This window comes from Arthrobacter sp. sptzw32 (assembly GCF_059089735.1).
Genome location: NZ_JBNHEZ010000002.1, coordinates 413,179 through 430,693, shown reverse-complemented (window position 1 = coordinate 430,693; position 17,515 = coordinate 413,179). Strand labels below are relative to the sequence as shown.

Here is a 17,515-nt window from a genome sequence, read left to right as displayed (position 1 = left end):
CGACTGAGATGCTGTTCCTTCAGAAGTCCGCCCGGTGCCACTAATTGATCGGTGTGGCCGGTTGTTCGCCGCTGAGAAGGGCGAGCGCGTTGTCTGCGGCGAGCATCGCCATCGCGGTGCGCGTTTCGACAGTAGCGGAGCCGAGGTGGGGCACGAGCGCCACGTTCTCAAGCTCAAGCAATCCAGGGTGCACGTCGGGCTCTTTCTCGAAAACATCGAGACCGGCGCCCGCGATTTGTCCCTCGCGGAGGGCAGAAGCGAGGGCTGCTTCGTCAACGATCGGACCGCGCGCCGTGTTGACAAGGTACGCCGTGCTCTTCATCGCCGCGAGTTGCTGGACGCCGATCAGGTGATGCGTGGCCGGCCCGTAGGGGCAGTGCAGGGAGACGACGTCGGAGATGGCCAGCAACTCAGCGAGATCGACCCGCCGGGCACCCAGGTTGGCTGCGGTCGCGGGGTCGATCTCACTGCGGGACTGGTAGACGATTTCCATTCCGAAGGCTTTGGCCCGGCGGGCAGTCGCCCGGCCGATGCCGCCCATACCGACGACGCCGAGGGTCTTGCCTTGCAGGCTGCTGCCGAGCAGGAAAAACATGCCCCACTTCCAGGCCTGGCCGGAGCGGATGAGCCGTTCCCCCTCACCGAGCCGGCGGGTCGCCGAAAGGATGAGGCCGAACGCGATGTCGGCCGTGGCCTCCGTGAGCACACCCGGTGTGTTGGTGGCGACGACGCCCCGCTCGGTGCAGGCGGGCACGTCGATGTTGTCGTACCCCACGGCAACGTTCGCGACGACCTTGAGTTGTGGGCCGGCGGCGTCGAGCAGTTCGGCGTCAATGCGTTCGGTCAGCAGGCTCACCACGGCATCGGCACCCTCTACCCGGCGCAGCAGCTCCTCGCGGCCGATCGACTCCGGACCCTCCCAGGCATCGACTTCGTGCTCGGTACGCAGCTTCTCAAGTGCGGCTTCGGGTACCCGTCCCGTGACGACGACCCGGCTCATGCCGTCTCGATCCACTTGCGCAGGCGGCCGAGGCCATCGTGGATATCGGTGACGTCGATGCCCGAGTAGGCGAGCCGGATGTACTGCCGCTCTTCGCCGGGCTGGCGGCGGCCGAAATGCTCACGCGTGCAGAAGGAGACGCCGGTTTCGTACAGCGCTGCGGAAGCGAAATCGCCGACTGCCGTATACCCCATGCGCTCCATGGCCTCGGTGACATCGGGGAACAGGTAGAACGTCGACTGCGGCACCGCGACATGTACGCCGGAGATGTCGTTGACAAGTTCACATGCGGCATCCCGGCGCCCGCGCAGGATGTCGAGCATCTGCTGCACGGGTTCCTGGCTGCCGCGCAGCGCTTCGATGCCGGCCCACTGCACGTAGTGCGTCGTGCACGACTCATCGTTGGTGTTAAGTGTGCTGAGGATTTTGGCGATCTCGATTGGGGCGACGGCACAGCCCAGGCGGGATCCGGTCATGGCGAACTTCTTGCTGAAGGTGTACAGGATCACGGTGCGCTCCGCCATGCCGGGAAGCGACGCGATCGAGCTCGAGAGACCCTCGTAGCGCGTCTCGAAGTACGCCTCATCGGAGAGTACCCAGAGGTCGTGCTCCTGCGCGAGCTGGGCGATTGCCTCCCGCTCAGCAGCGGTCGACTCGGCCGAGATGGGGTTCTGCAGGTCGTTGTAGATGATTGCGACAGTATTGGGTGTGATTGATGCGCGGACCTGGTCGAGATCGATCGCGAAGCCCTGGGGCGTGGGCAGGTAACGGTAAGGCACGGCAGTGCCACCGAGGTACTCGATCTGTGATTCGTAGATCGGGAAGCCGGGGTTCGGGTAGAGCACTTCCTGGCCAGGGTTCATGACCGCCTGCAGGAACTTGGTGATCACGGGCTTGCCTCCCGTCATCACCACGACGTTGTCCGGGGAGAACTCAATACCTCGGCGGGTTCCGATATCTTCTGCAAGGGCCTCCCGCAACTGCGGTATGCCCGGGCCGGGGCAATAGCCGGTATGGCCGTCGGCGATCGCCCGGTTCATGGCTTCGACGATATGCGGGGCGGTAGGGATGTTGATGTCGCCCAGGTGGAAGGGGTATACGGGGTTCCCCCTCGCTTTCCAGGCGGCGGCCGCTTGGGCGACGCTGAAGGCGGTTTCAGTGCCCAGCCGTTCGAGCCGGTGCGCGAGTTGTTTCATTCTGTCTTACTCCTCATTGAGTGGACGATCGATCCTTCAGCAAACCAACTGTTATAGAACTTATATATCAGTTGCCAGCAATAAATATACCGTTGATGTTTCCCAACGGGAAGGTTACCTTTCGAAGGCGTTGATCCTTGGTTCCCAGAACAGTTCGGGACGCTTGGTTACCTGCCGCTTTCCGCCGTCGTACTCCAGTGCGTCGGGTGGGGCGCGCTCCCGCAGGCGCTGATCCTGCCCATACTGCAGGCCGTCTGCGGCCTGCAGTATGAAAAGGGAAGGTTGCCGGGCGCCTGCCTGAATGTGGCCCCCGCCTTAGGGCGGTCCAGGGCGGCGGGTGCGGCTGCGGTTAGCGGACGCCGAGATCGCTGTCGACGTACGAACCCGGGCCTTTTCGGTACCGTCTGGCAATTGCAGCTAGCATCCAGCTGCAGCCAAACGGTCACCGGACCCGACGATTTGAGCCGGACGTCAACATGTTTTTTCCCCTTGCAGCTAAGGCGCAGAATCGTTTCCTGACCGTTGCTACAGCTCCTGCGATTACCTGCTAATGCAGGGAGAGTGGATATGCCTGGGTGGCCCGGGCCAAGAAGGCCCGAACCACCGGAGTAGGGCGGCGGGTTTCTGCCCGCCGCCCCACTCTTTGTCTTACAACCAGTCTTTCTTAGCTACCGGTCTGCTCCTTCCGTCCGCCCTGTCAGGCCCCCGGTGCCGCAGCTACTTGAAGGCTTCCGCAGTGGCACTCGTGGTCCCGCCGGCGTCAGGTTCCGCGTTTCCGTCCTCCGCATGGGCTGCGGTTACCTGCTCGCTGTCCACCAGGTGACCGTCGTTCATTTTCGCCTCCCCGCGGGTCTTGGTAAGGCTTGCAAGTGTGGCGACGGCGATGGTGGCTGCGATGAACAGCAGCGAGAACCAGATGGGGATTTCGGGCGCCCAAAGGAGCGGCTCCCCGCCGTTAACGAAGGACAGCTCGTTGACGTGCAGTGCGTGGAAGACGAGTTTCACGCCAATGAACGCCAGGATGACGGCGAGTCCCTGCGCGAGGTAGACCAGGCGTTCGAGCAGTCCGCCGATGAGGAAGAAGAGCTGGCGTAGACCCATCAGCGCAAAGGCGTTGGCCGTAAAGACGATGTACGCCTCGTTGGTCAGGCCGTAGATCGCGGGGATGGAGTCGACGGCGAAAATGAGGTCCACGAAGCCGATCGCGATGATGGTCAGCAGCATCGGTGTGGCGAACCGCGTGCCGCCCTTCTTCACAGTCAGCTTGTCCTGGTGGTACTCATCGGTCACCGGCAGGATGCGGCGCACGAGCCGCATGAACCTGCCGTCAGCCGGGTTGGAGTCATGGCTGCCGAACGCCTGCTTGTAGGCCAGAACGAGCAGCAGGGCGCCGAAAATGTAGAAGATCCACGAAAAGTTGGCGATCAGTCCCGCGCCGATGGCGATGAACCCGCCTCGGAGGACCAGGGCGATGACGATCCCGATCATCAGCACTTTTTGCTGGTACTTCTTCGGTACCGCGAAGCCGGCCATGACGATGAGGAAGACGAAGAGGTTGTCGATCGACAGGGCCTTCTCGGTGAGATAGCCCGCGAAATACTCCCCGCCGAACGTCCAGCCCGAGACCAGTCCGATGCCGGCGCCGAACAACAGGGCGAGCCCGATGTAGAAGGCGGACCAGCGCGCGGATTCGGCGATGGTCGGTTCGTGGGGTTTGCGCACGTGCGCGAAGAACTCGTAGACGAAGAAGAGGACAGTCACGGCAATAGTGATTAACCAGATCAGGGGTGTGACCTGCATGGTGGGCACTCCAAAGGGTAGGCGTCGGACATAGGCGCCAAGGTCTCCTCCGCCCGGACATAACCGGAACCGACGACCCGGGATGCATTGCTGCATCCGTAGTGACGGGTCAATCGCGACGGGAGTACTCCCCTTGATACAAAAATGCTAACGCACAGGCACCTGCTATCTCCACCCGCCCGATTACCGCAGGTGCCGCTTCAGCGGTCCCGCCGGCACCTTCGGCAATATCAGAGGCTGGCTGCCTTGGCCAGCAGGATTGTTTTTTGCTGTTCGTTGGCGGTGAGGGCGGCTGCCTGCAGCAGTTCGGTTTTGGCTTCAGCCGTTCTTCCCAGCCTGGTGAGCAGTTCTCCCCTGATGCTGGGCAGGAGGTGTGAGCGGCGGAGGGCCCCCTCGGCGGCGAGGCGGTCCACGATTTCAAGGGCGGCAGCAGGTCCGGTGGCCATGGAAACCGCTACGGCGTGGTTAAGTTCGACGACGGGGCCCGGCGCCAGGCGTCCGAGGGCTTCGTAGAGCAGCACAATTTTGTGCCAGTCGGTTTCTTCGAAGCTGCGGGCGGTTGCGTGGCATTGAGCGATGGCAGCCTGCAGGCAGTAGTTTCCCCTTCCGCGGCCGAGCGCGTCGGCACGTGCCAGGGATGCACGGCCGCGGCCGATCTGGGTCCTGTCCCAGCGTGCTCTGTCCTGGTCTGCAAGCAGGATTGGGCTGCCGTCGGGGTTGACGCGCGCCGCGAACCGGGACGCCTGGAACTCCATTAAGGCAAGGAGTCCGTGAACTTCGGGCTCCCGCGGCAGCAGGCCGGCCAGGACGCGGCCCAGGCGCAGCGCTTCGTTGGCAACTTCGGTGCGGATCCATCGGTCACCGGTTGTTGCGGCGTAACCTTCCGTGAAGATGAGGTACAGCACGGCAAGCACCGCGCTCAGGCGGGCGTTCCACTCGTTGGGCTCAGGCGTGTCAAAGGGGACCTGCGCGGCTGCGAGAGTCTTTTTGGCCCGGACGATGCGCTGCTGGACGGTGGCGACGGGTACGAGCAGCATCCGTGCGATTTCCTCGGTGGTCAGGCCACCGACGGTTCGCAGCGTCAAGGCGACCTGCCCCTCGCGGGAAAGCACGGGGTGGCAGGCGATGAAGACGAGCCGGAGCACATCATCCGGGATCGGCTGCCACTGGTCCTCGGTCATCTCCGTGAGGTCGTGGGCGATGGCGCGGTAGCGTTCGTCGAGCCGCTCCCGGCGGCGCCAGGCATCTATCGCCTTGCGTTTGGCTATGGCCGTGAGCCAGGCGCCCGGGTTCTCCGGGACGCCAGACTCGGGCCATTGCCTCAGGGCGTCGATCAGGGCTTCTTGAGCGAGGTCTTCCGCCAGACCGACGTCGCCGGTCACCTTGGCCAGTGTTGCAACGATCCGCGCGCTTTCGATCCGCCACACCGCGTCCAGGGTCCGCTGGAGCACGGGTGCTGAGGTGGTGACGTGCTTGTCGGCCATGGGGTCAGGGCTGGTTGAGTTCCTCGCGCCAGCCGGCCTCCTTCTGAAGGAACTCGTTGTCGGAGAAGTCTTCGAAGTCGCTCATATCGGTCACGCGGCGGACTTCGAGTTTGCTGCCCGGGCCAAGGGGACACCGGCTGGCCCACTGGACCGCTTCTTCCTTGCTGGCGGTCTGGATAATCCAAAAGCCATTGAACAGCTCGTGGGTTTCCCCATAGGGACCGTCCGTTACGATGGGTTGCTCGGCCGAGAAGTCGACAACAAACGCTTCGCTCATGTCATCGGAAAGCCCTTCACCGGCCAGCAGCACCCCGGCGTTCATCAGCGATTCGTTGTAGGCGCCCATCGCGTTGATGATCTGTTCGATATCGGCGGTTTCGTATGCCTTTTTTGCCTCATCGGTAGCGCGCATTATCAGCATGAACTTCACTGTTCTTCTCCTTCGTGTTGAGGACACCTGATGCGTCCTTCTACTATCGCGTCGAATAGGCGGACACCGGATCGACAAGGACCAGAAGAATTTTATTCAAAGATTCTTCACGGCAAAGCTTTGCCCGGAACGTGTTTATTGTCAGAAACTGCGCTTATTGCCCTGATAGCTGGCAGTCGTTTATCCCTTGACGGAACAGAACGCGCCCTGTAACAGTTAGGCGTGGGCGGATCAACGGAGAACCACGGGCGGATTGGCGCATCCTCAATCCCCGGTGCGCTCCCGCATGAATCTGCAGGCCCGCCACTCCTCGAAGTCCGTGAACTGACCAAAAGTTTCTTCGGCATCCCCGTCCTCGAAGACGCCTCCCTTGTGCTTCGCAGAAGCCAGGTTCACGGGCTCGTGGGTGAGAATGGCGCCGGGAAGTCCACTTTGATGAAAGTACTTGCCGGGGTGTACCAGCCGGACGCAGGAACAGTACTGCTGGATGGCCGGGAAGTCAGTTTCAGCCACCCTACGAAGGCTCACGAAGCCGGGCTGTCTTCGGTGTTCCAGGAGTTTAACCTCCTTCCCGACCGGACGGTGGCGGAGAACATCTACCTGGGCCGGGAGCCCCGCCGCGGACTCCTGGTAAACACGGCACTGATGAACGCCAAGACAGGGGAGTTGCTGGAGTCGCTCGGAATCAGCGCCATCCGGCCCGCTGCGCAGGTCAGGAGCCTGACCGTAGCCGAGCAGCAGGTCGTGGAGATTGCGAAGGCGGTCAGCTATGACGCCCGGATCGTGTCCATGGACGAGCCCACCGCCGCGCTGGCCGGGGCCGAAGTTGAGCTCCTCTACCAGATCGTGTCCCGCCTGCGGGAACGTGGAACGGCCATCCTCTACGTCTCGCACCGGCTCCGGGAGCTCTTTGATCTGTGTGACGTCATCACTGTTTTGAAGGATGGCAGGGTGGTCAGCACCGGCCCTGCCGCAGAACTCGACGACGCACGGCTTGTCCGGCTGATGGTGGGCCGGCCTATCTCAGCCTTCTTCCCGGACAAGTTGCCCCCGGCAGGCAGTGGCCCTGAGGACGAAAATGCCGAACTCAATGGCGGGAAAGGTGCCGCCGTCAGCGCAACACCAATCCTCGAACTGCGCAACGCCGGGAACGGCCAACTGGACGGAATCAGCCTCACCGTTCGGCCGGGCGAGATAGTCGGGCTGGCCGGTCTTCAGGGTTCCGGCCGGACCGAACTGCTTCACGCTATTTTCGGCGCCGCCCCCTTCCACCGCGGCACCATGAAAGTCGAGGGCCGGGAGCTACTGCCCAAGACGCCGAGGGAGGGGGCACGATCACGTATGGCCCTCATCACAGAAGACCGCAAGGCGGAGGGCCTGAGCCTGAACCAGTCCATCCTTGATAACGCATTGGCCGTTATCAGATCAGTCTTCCCGCGCCGCACCCGCACGGTCAGAACCGAAGTCCCCGGCGTCTTTTCCTCTCTGGAGGTCGTGGCTCGGGACCTCGACCAGGAGGTGCAGTATCTGTCCGGCGGAAATCAGCAGAAAGTGGTCCTTGCCAAGTGGCTGGCCATCGGTCCCCGACTGGTCCTGTTGGATGAACCTACCCGGGGAATAGATGTGGGAGCCAAAGTTGCCGTCTACCGGCTGATGCGCGCACTGGCAGCGGAAGGCAAGGCCATCCTGATGGTCTCCAGCGAACTTCCGGAGGTCATCGGCATGTCGGACCGGATCCTGGTTATGCGCGACGGACGTCTCGCGGGCGAGCTTCCGGCCGGAACGTCCGAGGAAGCCGTCCTGCAGCTGGCAACGGGCGCGAGGACTGCATCCGGAGGAGGGACATGAAGCAGCGCGCCGGCTTCATCGACCGCCTGTCCTCCACCCAGATCGTGTACCTGGTGGCGCTGCTGACGCTGATTGTGGGTGCCGTGCTGGTCGGCACGGTCGGCCGGAATTTCTTCAGCCAAGGCAACATATCGAGCATCCTGACCGGAACCAGCGTCCTTGGCTTCATCGCAATCGGGCAGACGCTGGTAATCCTGGCCGGCAGCCTCGATCTCTCGGTTCCGTATGTCGCCAGCCTTGCCAGCCTTATTGCCGCCGGTGTCATGGCTAACAACCCGGGCAATGTCCTGCCCGGCGTCCTCCTGACGCTGGGTGCCGCGGCGATCATCGGCCTGGCGAACGGGCTGATCGTGGCGCGCCTTAACGTGCATGGGTTCATTGCCACGCTTGGCATGGGCCTGATCATCAGCGGCTACCTCGCCACCAATTTCAAAGGCAGCTTCGGCCAGACGCCGCTCTCATTCCGGCTGATCGGGGCGACGGGCCTGGGGCCTGTCCCCATCTCGACCCTCATCATGCTGGCCTGTGCGGCGCTGGCCATGCTGCTGCTCCACCGCACCCGGATGGGCCACCACCTCTACGCCGTCGGCGGCGACGTCTCCGTGGCCCGGACTTCTGGAATCCGCGTCGACCTGCCGGTCATCACAGCTCACGTGATTTGTTCGCTGCTGGCAGGAATGGCGGGCCTGCTCCTCGCCAGCCGGCTGGGCGTCGGGAGCCCGACAGTGGGTTCACAGGGCGGCTATGACCTGCTTTCCATCGCAGCGGTGGTCCTGGGCGGCACACTGCTGGCCGGCGGCAAGGGAACCATCACCGGGACCCTTGGCGGGGTCCTCATCTTCGCAATGCTGGACAACATCATGTCCGTCATGCAGATCAACCCCTTCCTCAAAGACGTGGTCAGGGGCGTGGTAATTGTGGTCGCCGTCGCCGTGTACGCCCGCCGCAGAATTGTCAACAGACCGGAGCGGTTCAACTCCAAGGCCTCCACCGACGCGACTGCCGCGTCGGCTGCCCCAGCGGAGCGGCCATGAGCGCGGCGCTGCCTTCGGGGCGCAGCGCTGTGCTCCGGCAGAACCGTGCCAGCCGCTCCCAGCGGCTCCTGCGTGCCTTACGCACGCCGGGGGGCGCCGTATTCATCCTGTTGATCAGCCTCCTGGCAGCCATCATTGTGCTGAACCCTTCTTTCGGGGAACCAGGCTCCTTCATCCGGTTCATCGGCAGGACGGCCCCGATCGCCATCGCTGCCATCGGCCAATACTTCGTTATAGTTAGCGGCGAATTCGACCTGTCGATGGGCTCGGTGGTGACCATGCAGGTCATTGTGGCCGGCAACCTCATCCAACAGGACGATGCCAGGGTGGTTCCGGTCCTAATCCTGATGTTTGTGCTCGGCGCCTTCATTGGCCTCTTGAACGGGCTGATCACGACGCTGCTCAAGGTGCCCAGTTTCATTGTGACGCTGGGCATGATGCTGGCCTTGCTTGGACTGGTCCTCTATTGGACCGGCGGTGCCGCCCAGGGAAACCCGGCGGACAGCTTCCGCCACATAGGGCGCGGCGGCATCCAGGACGTCCCGGTCCTGGACATCATTCCCTACCCCGTCATCATCCTGACGGCGGTGGCCATTCTGGCGTTCGTCCTGATGCGCCGCCCGTTCGGCCGCATGCTTCTCGCCGTCGGCGACAATCCAAGGGCCGCTGAACTGGCCGGTTCCCGCGTCTGGTGGGTGCGGACCCGCGCGTTCATCATCTCGTCCCTGTCGGCAACTGTGGCGGGCATCCTGCTCGTGGGCTACGCAGGAGTCCACCCGTCGGTGGGGCGGGGTTACGAGTTCACGGCGATTACCGCCGTCGTCCTCGGGGGCGTAGTGCTGGGAGGCGGGCGCGGCTGGGTCCTGTCCGCGGCGGCCGGCGCGTTCGCCCTCGAGGCATTGTTCACCCTCCTCAACTTCCTGGGCGTCCAAGCCACCTGGCGGGACACGGTCCAAGGCGTGATCATCATTATCGCTGTGGCAGCAGCGTCCAAGTCATGGCAGCGCAAGCGGAAGGGAGCTACTGCCGCTGCCCATGACGAACGGCACCGGCTAAGCGCAGCACCTATGCCCCACGAGGGCACCAAACAAGGAGGAAATCGAGTCTGATGCGCAAACTCTCTATTCGCAGGGTGGCATTTGGGGCAGCATTGCCGCTGGTGGTGCTGACTGCCTGCACCACCACTGATCCGTCCGTCACCGAAACAACGGCGGCACCGGGCACCGGCTCCCCGGCACAAAGCAGCCCAGCAAGCCAGGAATGGTTTGACCAGGCGCTCTACGACAGCCAGTTTGAGCAACGTACCGCCACCTTCGAAGGGAACGCGCAGCAGCCCTACCTGCAGTACATAGCCGGCGATATGACGGACACCGCAAAATTCGCCTCAGCCGGACCCCACAAGGTCTGTTTCGCCAACGCCTCCATCTCGAATCCCTGGCGCCAGACCGGCTGGATCACCATGAACCAGCAGCTCAAGGTGCTGCAGGACTCCGGGGTCATTTCGGAAATGGAAACCCGGGACGCTAAGGACAACGACAACACCCAGATTGCGGACATCGACTACTTCATTGATGAGGGCAATTGCGATGGGTTCGTCATATCGCCCAACTCCACCGCGGCCCTCACCCAGGCCGTGGAGCGGGCCTGCCAAACCGGCAAACCCGTGGTGGTGTTCGACCGCGGCGTCGAAACCGACTGTGCCACCACGTTCATCCACCCGATCGGCGGTTTTGCCTGGGGGATAGACACCGCCACGTTCCTCACCGACAGGCTGAAGTCCGGCGACAAGGTGGTGGCCCTGCGCATCCTTCCCGGGGTGGACGTTCTGGAACACCGCTGGGCGGCGGCCAAGAAGATTTTTGAGGAAAAGGGAATCCAGGCCAAGGACTACTTCACCGGAGCGGACCCCACCGAGATCAAGAAGATCATCTCCGATGAACTGGCCACCGGTGATGTCCAGGGCGTCTGGATGGACGCCGGAGACGGTGCGGTGGCTGCCCTCGAAGCGTTCGAGGATGCAGGCAAGGACCTCCCGGTGATGACCGGCGAGGATGAGATGAGCTTCCTGACAAAGTGGAAGGAAACCGGAATCGATGCCATGGCCCCCGTCTACTCCAACTTCCAGTGGCGGACGCCGCTGCTCGCCCTGGAAAAAATCTTCAAGGGCGAGCAGATCCCGGCCGAATGGATCCTCCCGCAAAAGCCCATCCTCGCCGACGAACTTGACGACTGGCTGCAGCGCAACCAGGGAATGCCCGGCGGGCACTACGCAAAGTTCGGCGGTGAAGATCTCCCCGGCTATCCGGACGTGTGGCAGAGGCGGCAGATCCCCTGACACTGCCCGGGGGCTGTATAGGAGGGGAACGGCGTGAAGCGTCCCATCGGGATCAGCACATGGGTCTGGGAGTCCCCGCTCACCGACTCCAACCTGGGTAAGCACCTGGCGCGGATCTCCGCAATGGGGTTCGACGCCGTCGAACTGCCACTGGAAAACGCCGGCGACTTCAGCGCCGCGTCAGTGCGCGAAGCTCTGGAGTCGACCGCGCTTATTCCGTTTCTTGTTGGTGCCATGGCGCCGGGCCGCGACCTCGTGGCTGCGGCCCCGGCCTCCGTGGAAAGGACGCAGGCCTACCTCTCGGCCTGCGTCGCCATGGCCGGCAGCATTGGTTCGCCCACTGTTTGCGGTCCCTTCTATGCCCAGACGGGCAGGGTCTGGCGGATGACGCCGGCACAGCGGCGGGATGCCTACGCCGAGCTGCGACGGAATTTGCAGCCGGTGGCCGCACGGGCAAGGGAAGCGGGCGTTATCCTGGGGATCGAACCGCTGAATCGGTATGAAACATCCCTGATCAACACGGTGGACCAAGCGCTCGAGGCACTGGGGCCGCTGCTCGGCAACGGTGTTGGCCTTGCTCTTGACAGCTACCACCTCCACATCGAGGAGCGCTCGCTGGCCGCCGCGGTTCGGGCGGCCGGCGAGCACGTGGTGCACGTGCAGGTTTCAGGGAACGACCGCGGCGCCCCGGGGGGAGACCAGACGGACTGGGAAGACTTTCTGCAGGCTTTGGACGAGGTGGGCTACAGCGGACCGGTGAACATAGAAAGTTTCACTGCAGATAATGCCGCCATCGCCGTCGCCGCCTCGATCTGGCGGCCGCTCGCACCGAGCCAGGACGAGTTGGCCGCCAGCGGCCTGGCTTTCCTCCGCGGCGTAGAAGTTCAGTCCCGCGGTGACGTGCCCGAGGGACTCCGTTGAAGCTGACCCAGGGCGAGCAACGGAAACAGGAGGACAGAGAGCATCCCCGCACCCACCAGCGCGGACGCGATGCCGCTTGGGATAAGCCCCTCGTCCCGGCCTATGGCTGTCACCGCCACGACAATGGGCAACCCCGTTGCCCCGAACAGCATGATGGCACGCTTGCCGGCGGGGGTTGAGCCAGGGGGAGCGGCCAGCAGCGACGGCAGACCTCGGATGATGAGCAGGAGAACCAGGAACAAGGGGACCAACGCGAGGGCGGCAGGGTTACCGGTAAGCGCCCGCAGGTCGAAGTCGACGCCCGTATCGATAAAGAAGACCGGCACCAGAAACCCGAACGCGATGGCGTCAATTTTCATTTCGATGACATGCCGGTCGTGTTCGGGAGCCCTCGCGATGGCGACCTTCCAGAGGACTCCGGCGGCGAACGCGCCCAGCAGCATGTCCAGCCCCAACACCATACTCAACACAACGAGCACGCTGAGAATGAGCATGATGGACCGGACGGCGAACTGGCCGCTGGTGTGCAGGGTCTTGGTGACCTGGGAGTGGAGCAGGGAGTGCCGCGCGCGGGAGGCAAAATAAATTGCCAGCCCCGTGAGGATAACAAACCCGACCAGGACCGCCGTTGCCGGTCCCAGCTCCCTCCCACTGAAGAACAGCGAGATGGCCACCAGGGGACCGAACTCCCCGGCAGCACCCAAAGCAGTAACCGCGACACCAAGACGCGTCCTGGACTCGCCGGCGTCGCGAAGGATGGGCAGCAGCGTGCCTAAGGCAGTCGAACACAAGGCGACTCCAATAATCACCGCAGCTTCCGGCGCGGGAGCCACAAGTAGACCCGCCCCAACGCCGGCCGCCAGTGAAACAACCCAGCCAAGGGCTGCACGGTTCGCGGGGCGGCCTCGTATCACAGCGAAATCAATCTCATTACCGGCAACGAAGAAGAGCATGGCCAGCCCAAAGTCAGCCAGCGTATCGGTGAACTGGCTGGACTGGATCCACCCCAACAGACTGGGACCAAGCAGGATACCGAGGACAATCTCAAACACCACGATCGGTACCTTGACTACGCGGTCAAGGAAACGGGCCGCAAGGGGCGCTGCCACAGCAAGCAGGGCAATCAGAACCAATGATGTGGACAGGCCAGGCATCAGCGGTACCTCCGGTACCTCGGCTGCTGTGAAGGAAAGGTAACCCAAAGCTACCGCCACCATTAGCTACGGCGCCATGCTGGTCTGGGACGGTGCCTGCCCGACGCTGAACTTCCAGCCGATATTCAGCAGAAAGTAGCCGGCCAAACCCCTGCCCGCGCCCCTGTCAGCGTGTCCGCAGTGAGTGGCGTCACGCAATATGCAGGGGGACCGGAGCAGCGGATACGGTCTTCTGATGCGAAAACAGAAGAAACATGTCGCTGCCTCCCTGACCGTCCTCGTCCTGGCCGGCGGATTGCTGACCGCCGGTTCCGCTTCGGCGGGCGCCTTTTCCTGGCCCTTTGACTGGCCCGCGTGGACTGCCGCCGGTGTGCAGTCCCCGTCATCCATTGGTGCCGCGTCGGCTTCCGCGGCTCCATCGGCCGCGGCCAAACCCACCGCCAATGCTTCTGCGTCGGCCGCTCCAGCACCAGCGCCCGCAACGTCGTCTCCCGCTGCGGCCCCGGCAGCAGCTCCCGAACCCCCAGCGGCGCCTGTGGTTGCACCTCCGGCTCCAGCCCCGGCCGCCCCGGCCGCCCCGGTTAAAGCACCGGTTGCCGCTCCGGCCCCGGCCCCGGCCCCCGCTCCGGCCCGGCCGGCTCCGGCCGCACCGGCGCCCGCACCCGCCCCGGCTATGCCTGCCCCGGCAGCGCCTGCCGCAACGGGTACCTCATCCAACGCCGTCGCCCAGCGCTCCTTCGCGCTTGTCAATGAGTACCGCGCAGCCAACGGCCTTGCCGCGCTGCGGTACAACGCGGGACTGGAAACCGTAGCCCAGAACTGGTCAAACACCATGAAGGCGGACATCGACGCCCAGGGCCGCTCCGGCTTCCGGCACAATCCTGACGCATCCAGCCAGATCCCGTCCGGCTGGACCCGTACCGCGGAAAATATTGCAGTGAACGCTGACGCCGACGCGCTCTTCGCTGCGTGGAAGGCCTCTCCTGGACATAACGCCAATATGCTCAACGCCAGCCTGACGGACTTCGGTTTTGGTTCAGCCAGGCTCTCCGCCGGCTCACCCTACGGGGCGCAGCTGGTGGCGACCCAGAACTTCGCCACCTACGCGAGGTAGGCCAACGCATCCTGCCGGGCGGTAGAACCCGGGGGATGCCGGCACAGATACAAGGAACGACGGCGGTATACCGCCGTCGTTCCTTGTATCTGTGGGCTTTCCTGCACCGCTAACAGCGTTCGACGGCGGCCGAAAGGTATGCATCTACCTGGCGCCTGAGGGGGCGGCGGCAGGTAGGATCGGCCGCATGGAGTCCATCGTTATGTACAGCCTCGCTGAGGGCGTTGACCTATCACGGGTTATGGAAGCCTACCCCCGCCATCAGGCCTATTTCGAGGCGTTCCACGCAAACGGCGGCGGGCTGCTTGCGTTGGGTCCCTTCCTGACACCGGATCCGGCCGGGTCGTCCATGGGAATCTTGTCCTCACGGGCGGATGCCGAAAGGTTCATCGAGGATGATCCGTTTGTGGTCGAGGGGCTGGCTGTCCCACGGATCCTTGAATGGGACCCGGTGCGCTTCGCCTAGCACCCCGGAATCCGACTGCTTATAAACCGCTTCAGCGGCAAACAGCGGCAGCGGCAGTCCCGAACCCGCGTACCCCTTGAGTGCCCGCTCATGGCAGGGATAGCATGGCCCGCACCTGCCATCAAAGGAGACGGTCATGGCTGAGACAGAGGCGCCCTCGGCGGGCCTGATGGTTGACTTCATCATTTCCCTGGACGGGTATGCCTCGGCCGATGGATGGCCCGGGTGGTGGGGTCTGGAGGGGCCGGAATATCTTGCGTGGCTCGAGCAGGAGGGGCAGAAGGACTACACCTTCCTGATGGGCGCGAACACCTACCGGCTGATGTCCGGCATGTCGGAAGAAGCCGCAGCCAACAGCTCGGGTTTCTCAGAGGAGGAGGGGGCCAGCCTCTCCGGCCTGGCCGCCGTGCCCAAGATTGTCTTCTCCTCCACCCTGCAGGCGCCACTCGCCTGGCCGAACTCGGAGCTGATCGCCGGGGACGCTGTGGAGGCCGTGAGGGAAATGAAGCGGACCGGGGACAGGCCCTTGAGCACCCTCGGCAGCATCAGCCTTTGCCGTTCCCTCCTGGCCGCCGGTTTGGTGGACAGGTTCCGGCTGGTCGTCTTCCCTGTTATCACCGGCAGAACAGGGCAGGAGCGGATTTACGACGGCTACCCGGACGTCTCGCTGGAGATGGTGGACAGCAGGACGTTTGACGGCCGCCTCCAGTTGCTCGAGTACGTTCCTACCGTGATTGACGGGCCGCCAGGCAGGAGCCGGGCCTGAGGGCAGGCCAGCGAACCAAAAAAGTTCTACAGTTTGCATCCACAGAGGCTGCTGCTCCGGTAGTAGAGGTGTCCGCACAAGCACAGCCCGTCCCCCGGGCGTCCCTCTGAGGAGTTTGAAATGCGCAACAAGATTTTCCCTGCCGGAGCACTCTCATTCGCGGCCGTACTGGCCTTGGCGGGCCCGGCACAGGCCGGCGGCTGGCACCACCACGGCGAAGACCCGTCAAAACTCTCGGTCCTGCACGGTGTTCCCGGCCTGACCGTGGACGTATGGGTGGATGGTAACCGCACCCTGGACGACTTCACGCCCGGAAGCCTGGCCGGCCCGCTGGAACTCTCGGCCGGCGACTACGAAATCGCCATCACGGCAGCAGACGCCACCAGCGCCAACAATCCGGTGATCGGGCCCGTTACTGTCGAACTCGACGAAGGGGAAAACTATACGGCGGTGGCCCACCTCAACGCTGACGGCGCCCCCACAGCGACGCTCTTCACCAATGACACCAAGGCCCCCCGCAACAACGCGAAGGGCAAACTCACGGTGAGGCACGTAGCAGCGGCGCCCTCCGTTGACGTCCTGGCAGGGGGAACCGCAGTGATTGAGGAGCTCAGCAATCCTGACGAAGCCACCCTGAAGCTGAAGGCCGGAACCATCTCGGCTTCCGTTGCCGCTGCCGGGACCACCAACCCCGTGATCGGACCGGCCAACATCACCGTGGAGGGCGGCAAGAACACCATCGTGTACGCCTGGGGCAGCCTTGCTGACGGTACTTTGGCCACCGCGGTCCAGGTGGTCGACTCCGAGAAGGGGCGCAGCCGCCACTGACTCCATGACACCGGCGTGCGGGGCAGCAGCGCCCACACTTATCATCCTTCGCAGCGGGGCCACCTTGCCGGTGGCCCCGCTGCGGTGTTTGACGGCCAACACCTCCTGCCGCGCTATCGTTACCATATTCCGGGCGCGCCACGTGCTGCCTGCGAAACAATCTTCAACGCATGGTTGGAGAACTGGAGGCAAAGGAGGTCCGATGGGTGATGAACTGACGACAGGCCGGCTGGAGCGCCTGGCCAATGGGTCGGCATGGGCGGAAGGTCCTCTCTGGGTACCGGCGTCCCAGAGCCTGCGCTGGAGCGACATCCCCAATAACCGCATCCTCGAGTTCCACCCCGCCACGGGAATCACCAGCGAATACGCAGCCGGCGTCGAGTTCACGAATGGCCGGACCCTCGATGGTGACGGCAGCGTGGTGCAATGCAGTCACGGGCGCCGCCGGGTTGAGCGGGACCGCGACGGCACGGTGACAGGACTCGTCGAGTCCTTCCAGGGCCGGCGGCTGAACTCACCGAACGACGTGGTTATCGCACGTGACTCCAGCATCTGGTTCACGGACCCCCCGTACGGGATTCTTCCGGGCACCAGGGAAGGGCACGAGGGAGAGCAGGAATACGGAGGCTGCTACGTATTCCGCTTCGAGCCCGCCTCCCGGACCCTTACGGCTGCAGTCACAGACCTCGTGTACCCCAACGGACTGGCCTTTTCACCGGACGAATCGGTCCTGTACGTTGCGGACACGGCCGGTCCGGGTCTCGGCGTTCCGCTGAGGATCGCAGCCTACGACGTGGCCGGTGCCGCCTGCAGCCCCCGCGGAGCCGTTCTCGAGCTTGAAGAAGGCCACGCCGCTGACGGATTAAGGGTTGACGTCGAAGGCAGGATTTGGACCTCAGCCGGCCCGGAGGTACGGATCTATTCGCCGTCCTTCGAGCTCCTCGGAACCATTAACGTGCCCGAGGGGGTATCGAACGTGTGTTTCGGAGGCCCGGACGGTGAGGACCTTTACATCACCGCCACCAGCAGCCTGTACCGGATCCGCACCACCACCCGCGACGCGGCCGCCCCGGCCCAAGCAGGAAGTCCATAGACCGCCCGCTTCTGCCCGGGGAACAGGCCGGGGAAGTCCCTGGGCT

The 17,515-nt window shown here is 63.9% G+C and carries 16 protein-coding genes; 10 read left to right on the top strand and 6 right to left on the bottom strand.

Features of this window, described 5'->3' with window-relative positions; all coding sequences use genetic code 11:
* Positions 1–40: 40 nt before the first annotated feature.
* From AC5RVN_RS05535 to AC5RVN_RS05515, 5 genes are all read right to left on the bottom strand, one after another.
* Positions 41–1,000: a 2-hydroxyacid dehydrogenase gene (locus AC5RVN_RS05535; RefSeq protein WP_494105562.1), complete on the bottom strand. Its 960-nt coding sequence runs from the start codon at positions 998–1,000 to the stop codon at positions 41–43.
* Entirely contained in the window at positions 997–2,196 is a 1,200-nt protein-coding gene (locus tag AC5RVN_RS05530) for a pyridoxal phosphate-dependent aminotransferase (protein ID WP_494105561.1), read from the bottom strand. The genes AC5RVN_RS05535 and AC5RVN_RS05530 overlap by 4 nt, the downstream gene beginning before the upstream one ends.
* 717 nt (positions 2,197–2,913) lie before the next feature.
* Positions 2,914–3,996, bottom strand: coding sequence for a TerC family protein (locus AC5RVN_RS05525; protein ID WP_494105560.1), 1,083 nt, complete (start codon positions 3,994–3,996; stop codon positions 2,914–2,916).
* 230 nt (positions 3,997–4,226) lie between these two features.
* On the bottom strand, positions 4,227–5,480 hold the full coding sequence (locus AC5RVN_RS05520) for an RNA polymerase sigma factor (RefSeq protein WP_494137301.1): 1,254 nt from the start codon (positions 5,478–5,480) through the stop codon (positions 4,227–4,229).
* A 4-nt stretch (positions 5,481–5,484) separates the two neighbouring features.
* On the bottom strand, positions 5,485–5,910 hold the full coding sequence (locus AC5RVN_RS05515) for a YciI family protein (protein ID WP_494137300.1): 426 nt from the start codon (positions 5,908–5,910) through the stop codon (positions 5,485–5,487).
* Between the two features lie 267 nt (positions 5,911–6,177).
* Between AC5RVN_RS05515 and AC5RVN_RS05510 the strand changes: the two genes are divergently transcribed.
* From AC5RVN_RS05510 to AC5RVN_RS05490, 5 genes are read left to right on the top strand one after another with little or no spacing between them, the layout of a single operon-like run.
* A complete protein-coding gene (locus tag AC5RVN_RS05510) occupies positions 6,178–7,758 on the top strand; it encodes a sugar ABC transporter ATP-binding protein (protein WP_494137433.1) in 1,581 nt (526 codons plus the stop codon).
* Positions 7,755–8,792 (top strand): ABC transporter permease, encoded by a 1,038-nt coding sequence (locus tag AC5RVN_RS05505; protein ID WP_494137299.1) that lies wholly within the window; start codon positions 7,755–7,757, stop codon positions 8,790–8,792. Before AC5RVN_RS05510 ends, AC5RVN_RS05505 begins: the two co-directional genes overlap by 4 nt.
* Positions 8,789–9,901, top strand: coding sequence for an ABC transporter permease (locus AC5RVN_RS05500; protein WP_494137298.1), 1,113 nt, complete (start codon positions 8,789–8,791; stop codon positions 9,899–9,901). Before AC5RVN_RS05505 ends, AC5RVN_RS05500 begins: the two co-directional genes overlap by 4 nt.
* A complete protein-coding gene (locus tag AC5RVN_RS05495; protein WP_494137297.1) occupies positions 9,901–11,127 on the top strand; it encodes a substrate-binding domain-containing protein in 1,227 nt (408 codons plus the stop codon). Before AC5RVN_RS05500 ends, AC5RVN_RS05495 begins: the two co-directional genes overlap by 1 nt.
* 33 nt (positions 11,128–11,160) lie before the next feature.
* Positions 11,161–12,048: a sugar phosphate isomerase/epimerase family protein gene (locus AC5RVN_RS05490; RefSeq protein ID WP_494137296.1), complete on the top strand. Its 888-nt coding sequence runs from the start codon at positions 11,161–11,163 to the stop codon at positions 12,046–12,048.
* Here AC5RVN_RS05490 and AC5RVN_RS05485 read toward each other — a convergent pair.
* Positions 12,012–13,265 (bottom strand): cation:proton antiporter, encoded by a 1,254-nt coding sequence (locus tag AC5RVN_RS05485; protein WP_494137295.1) that lies wholly within the window; start codon positions 13,263–13,265, stop codon positions 12,012–12,014. The genes AC5RVN_RS05490 and AC5RVN_RS05485 overlap by 37 nt on opposite strands.
* Positions 13,266–13,437: 172 nt before the next feature.
* Between AC5RVN_RS05485 and AC5RVN_RS05480 the strand changes: the two genes are divergently transcribed.
* The 5 genes from AC5RVN_RS05480 to AC5RVN_RS05460 all read left to right on the top strand — a co-directional run bounded on the left by AC5RVN_RS05480 (position 13,438) and on the right by AC5RVN_RS05460 (position 17,469).
* The gene (locus AC5RVN_RS05480; protein WP_494137294.1) at positions 13,438–14,316 is read left to right on the top strand and encodes a CAP domain-containing protein; all 879 of its coding nucleotides are present in this window, start codon (positions 13,438–13,440) and stop codon (positions 14,314–14,316) included.
* 187 nt (positions 14,317–14,503) lie between these two features.
* A complete protein-coding gene (locus tag AC5RVN_RS05475) occupies positions 14,504–14,782 on the top strand; it encodes a YciI family protein (protein ID WP_494137293.1) in 279 nt (92 codons plus the stop codon).
* A gap of 136 nt (positions 14,783–14,918) precedes the next feature.
* Positions 14,919–15,548, top strand: a complete 630-nt coding sequence (locus AC5RVN_RS05470) for a dihydrofolate reductase family protein (RefSeq protein WP_494105556.1) — start codon at positions 14,919–14,921, stop codon at positions 15,546–15,548.
* A gap of 120 nt (positions 15,549–15,668) precedes the next feature.
* Positions 15,669–16,376, top strand: coding sequence for a DUF4397 domain-containing protein (locus AC5RVN_RS05465; RefSeq protein ID WP_494105555.1), 708 nt, complete (start codon positions 15,669–15,671; stop codon positions 16,374–16,376).
* A 202-nt stretch (positions 16,377–16,578) separates the two neighbouring features.
* Complete coding sequence (locus tag AC5RVN_RS05460; protein ID WP_494104741.1) at positions 16,579–17,469, top strand: SMP-30/gluconolactonase/LRE family protein; 891 nt, start codon at positions 16,579–16,581, stop codon at positions 17,467–17,469.
* Positions 17,470–17,515 lie beyond the last annotated feature (46 nt).

Excerpts from the sequence above, each read along its gene's own strand:
- AC5RVN_RS05525 (WP_494105560.1), bottom strand. The coding sequence starts at position 3,996 with ATGCAGGTCACACCCCTGATCTGGTTAATCACTATTGCCGTGACTGTC.
- AC5RVN_RS05530 (WP_494105561.1), bottom strand. The coding sequence starts at position 2,196 with ATGAAACAACTCGCGCACCGGCTCGAACGGCTGGGCACTGAAACCGCC.
- AC5RVN_RS05500 (WP_494137298.1), top strand. The coding sequence starts at position 8,789 with ATGAGCGCGGCGCTGCCTTCGGGGCGCAGCGCTGTGCTCCGGCAGAAC.
- AC5RVN_RS05460 (WP_494104741.1), top strand. The coding sequence starts at position 16,579 with ATGGGTGATGAACTGACGACAGGCCGGCTGGAGCGCCTGGCCAATGGG.
- AC5RVN_RS05505 (WP_494137299.1), top strand. The coding sequence starts at position 7,755 with ATGAAGCAGCGCGCCGGCTTCATCGACCGCCTGTCCTCCACCCAGATC.
- AC5RVN_RS05470 (WP_494105556.1), top strand. The coding sequence starts at position 14,919 with ATGGCTGAGACAGAGGCGCCCTCGGCGGGCCTGATGGTTGACTTCATC.
- AC5RVN_RS05495 (WP_494137297.1), top strand. The coding sequence starts at position 9,901 with ATGCGCAAACTCTCTATTCGCAGGGTGGCATTTGGGGCAGCATTGCCG.
- AC5RVN_RS05465 (WP_494105555.1), top strand. The coding sequence starts at position 15,669 with ATGCGCAACAAGATTTTCCCTGCCGGAGCACTCTCATTCGCGGCCGTA.
- AC5RVN_RS05480 (WP_494137294.1), top strand. The coding sequence starts at position 13,438 with ATGCGAAAACAGAAGAAACATGTCGCTGCCTCCCTGACCGTCCTCGTC.
- AC5RVN_RS05535 (WP_494105562.1), bottom strand. The coding sequence starts at position 1,000 with ATGAGCCGGGTCGTCGTCACGGGACGGGTACCCGAAGCCGCACTTGAG.
- AC5RVN_RS05520 (WP_494137301.1), bottom strand. The coding sequence starts at position 5,480 with ATGGCCGACAAGCACGTCACCACCTCAGCACCCGTGCTCCAGCGGACC.
- AC5RVN_RS05485 (WP_494137295.1), bottom strand. The coding sequence starts at position 13,265 with ATGGTGGCGGTAGCTTTGGGTTACCTTTCCTTCACAGCAGCCGAGGTA.
- AC5RVN_RS05475 (WP_494137293.1), top strand. The coding sequence starts at position 14,504 with ATGGAGTCCATCGTTATGTACAGCCTCGCTGAGGGCGTTGACCTATCA.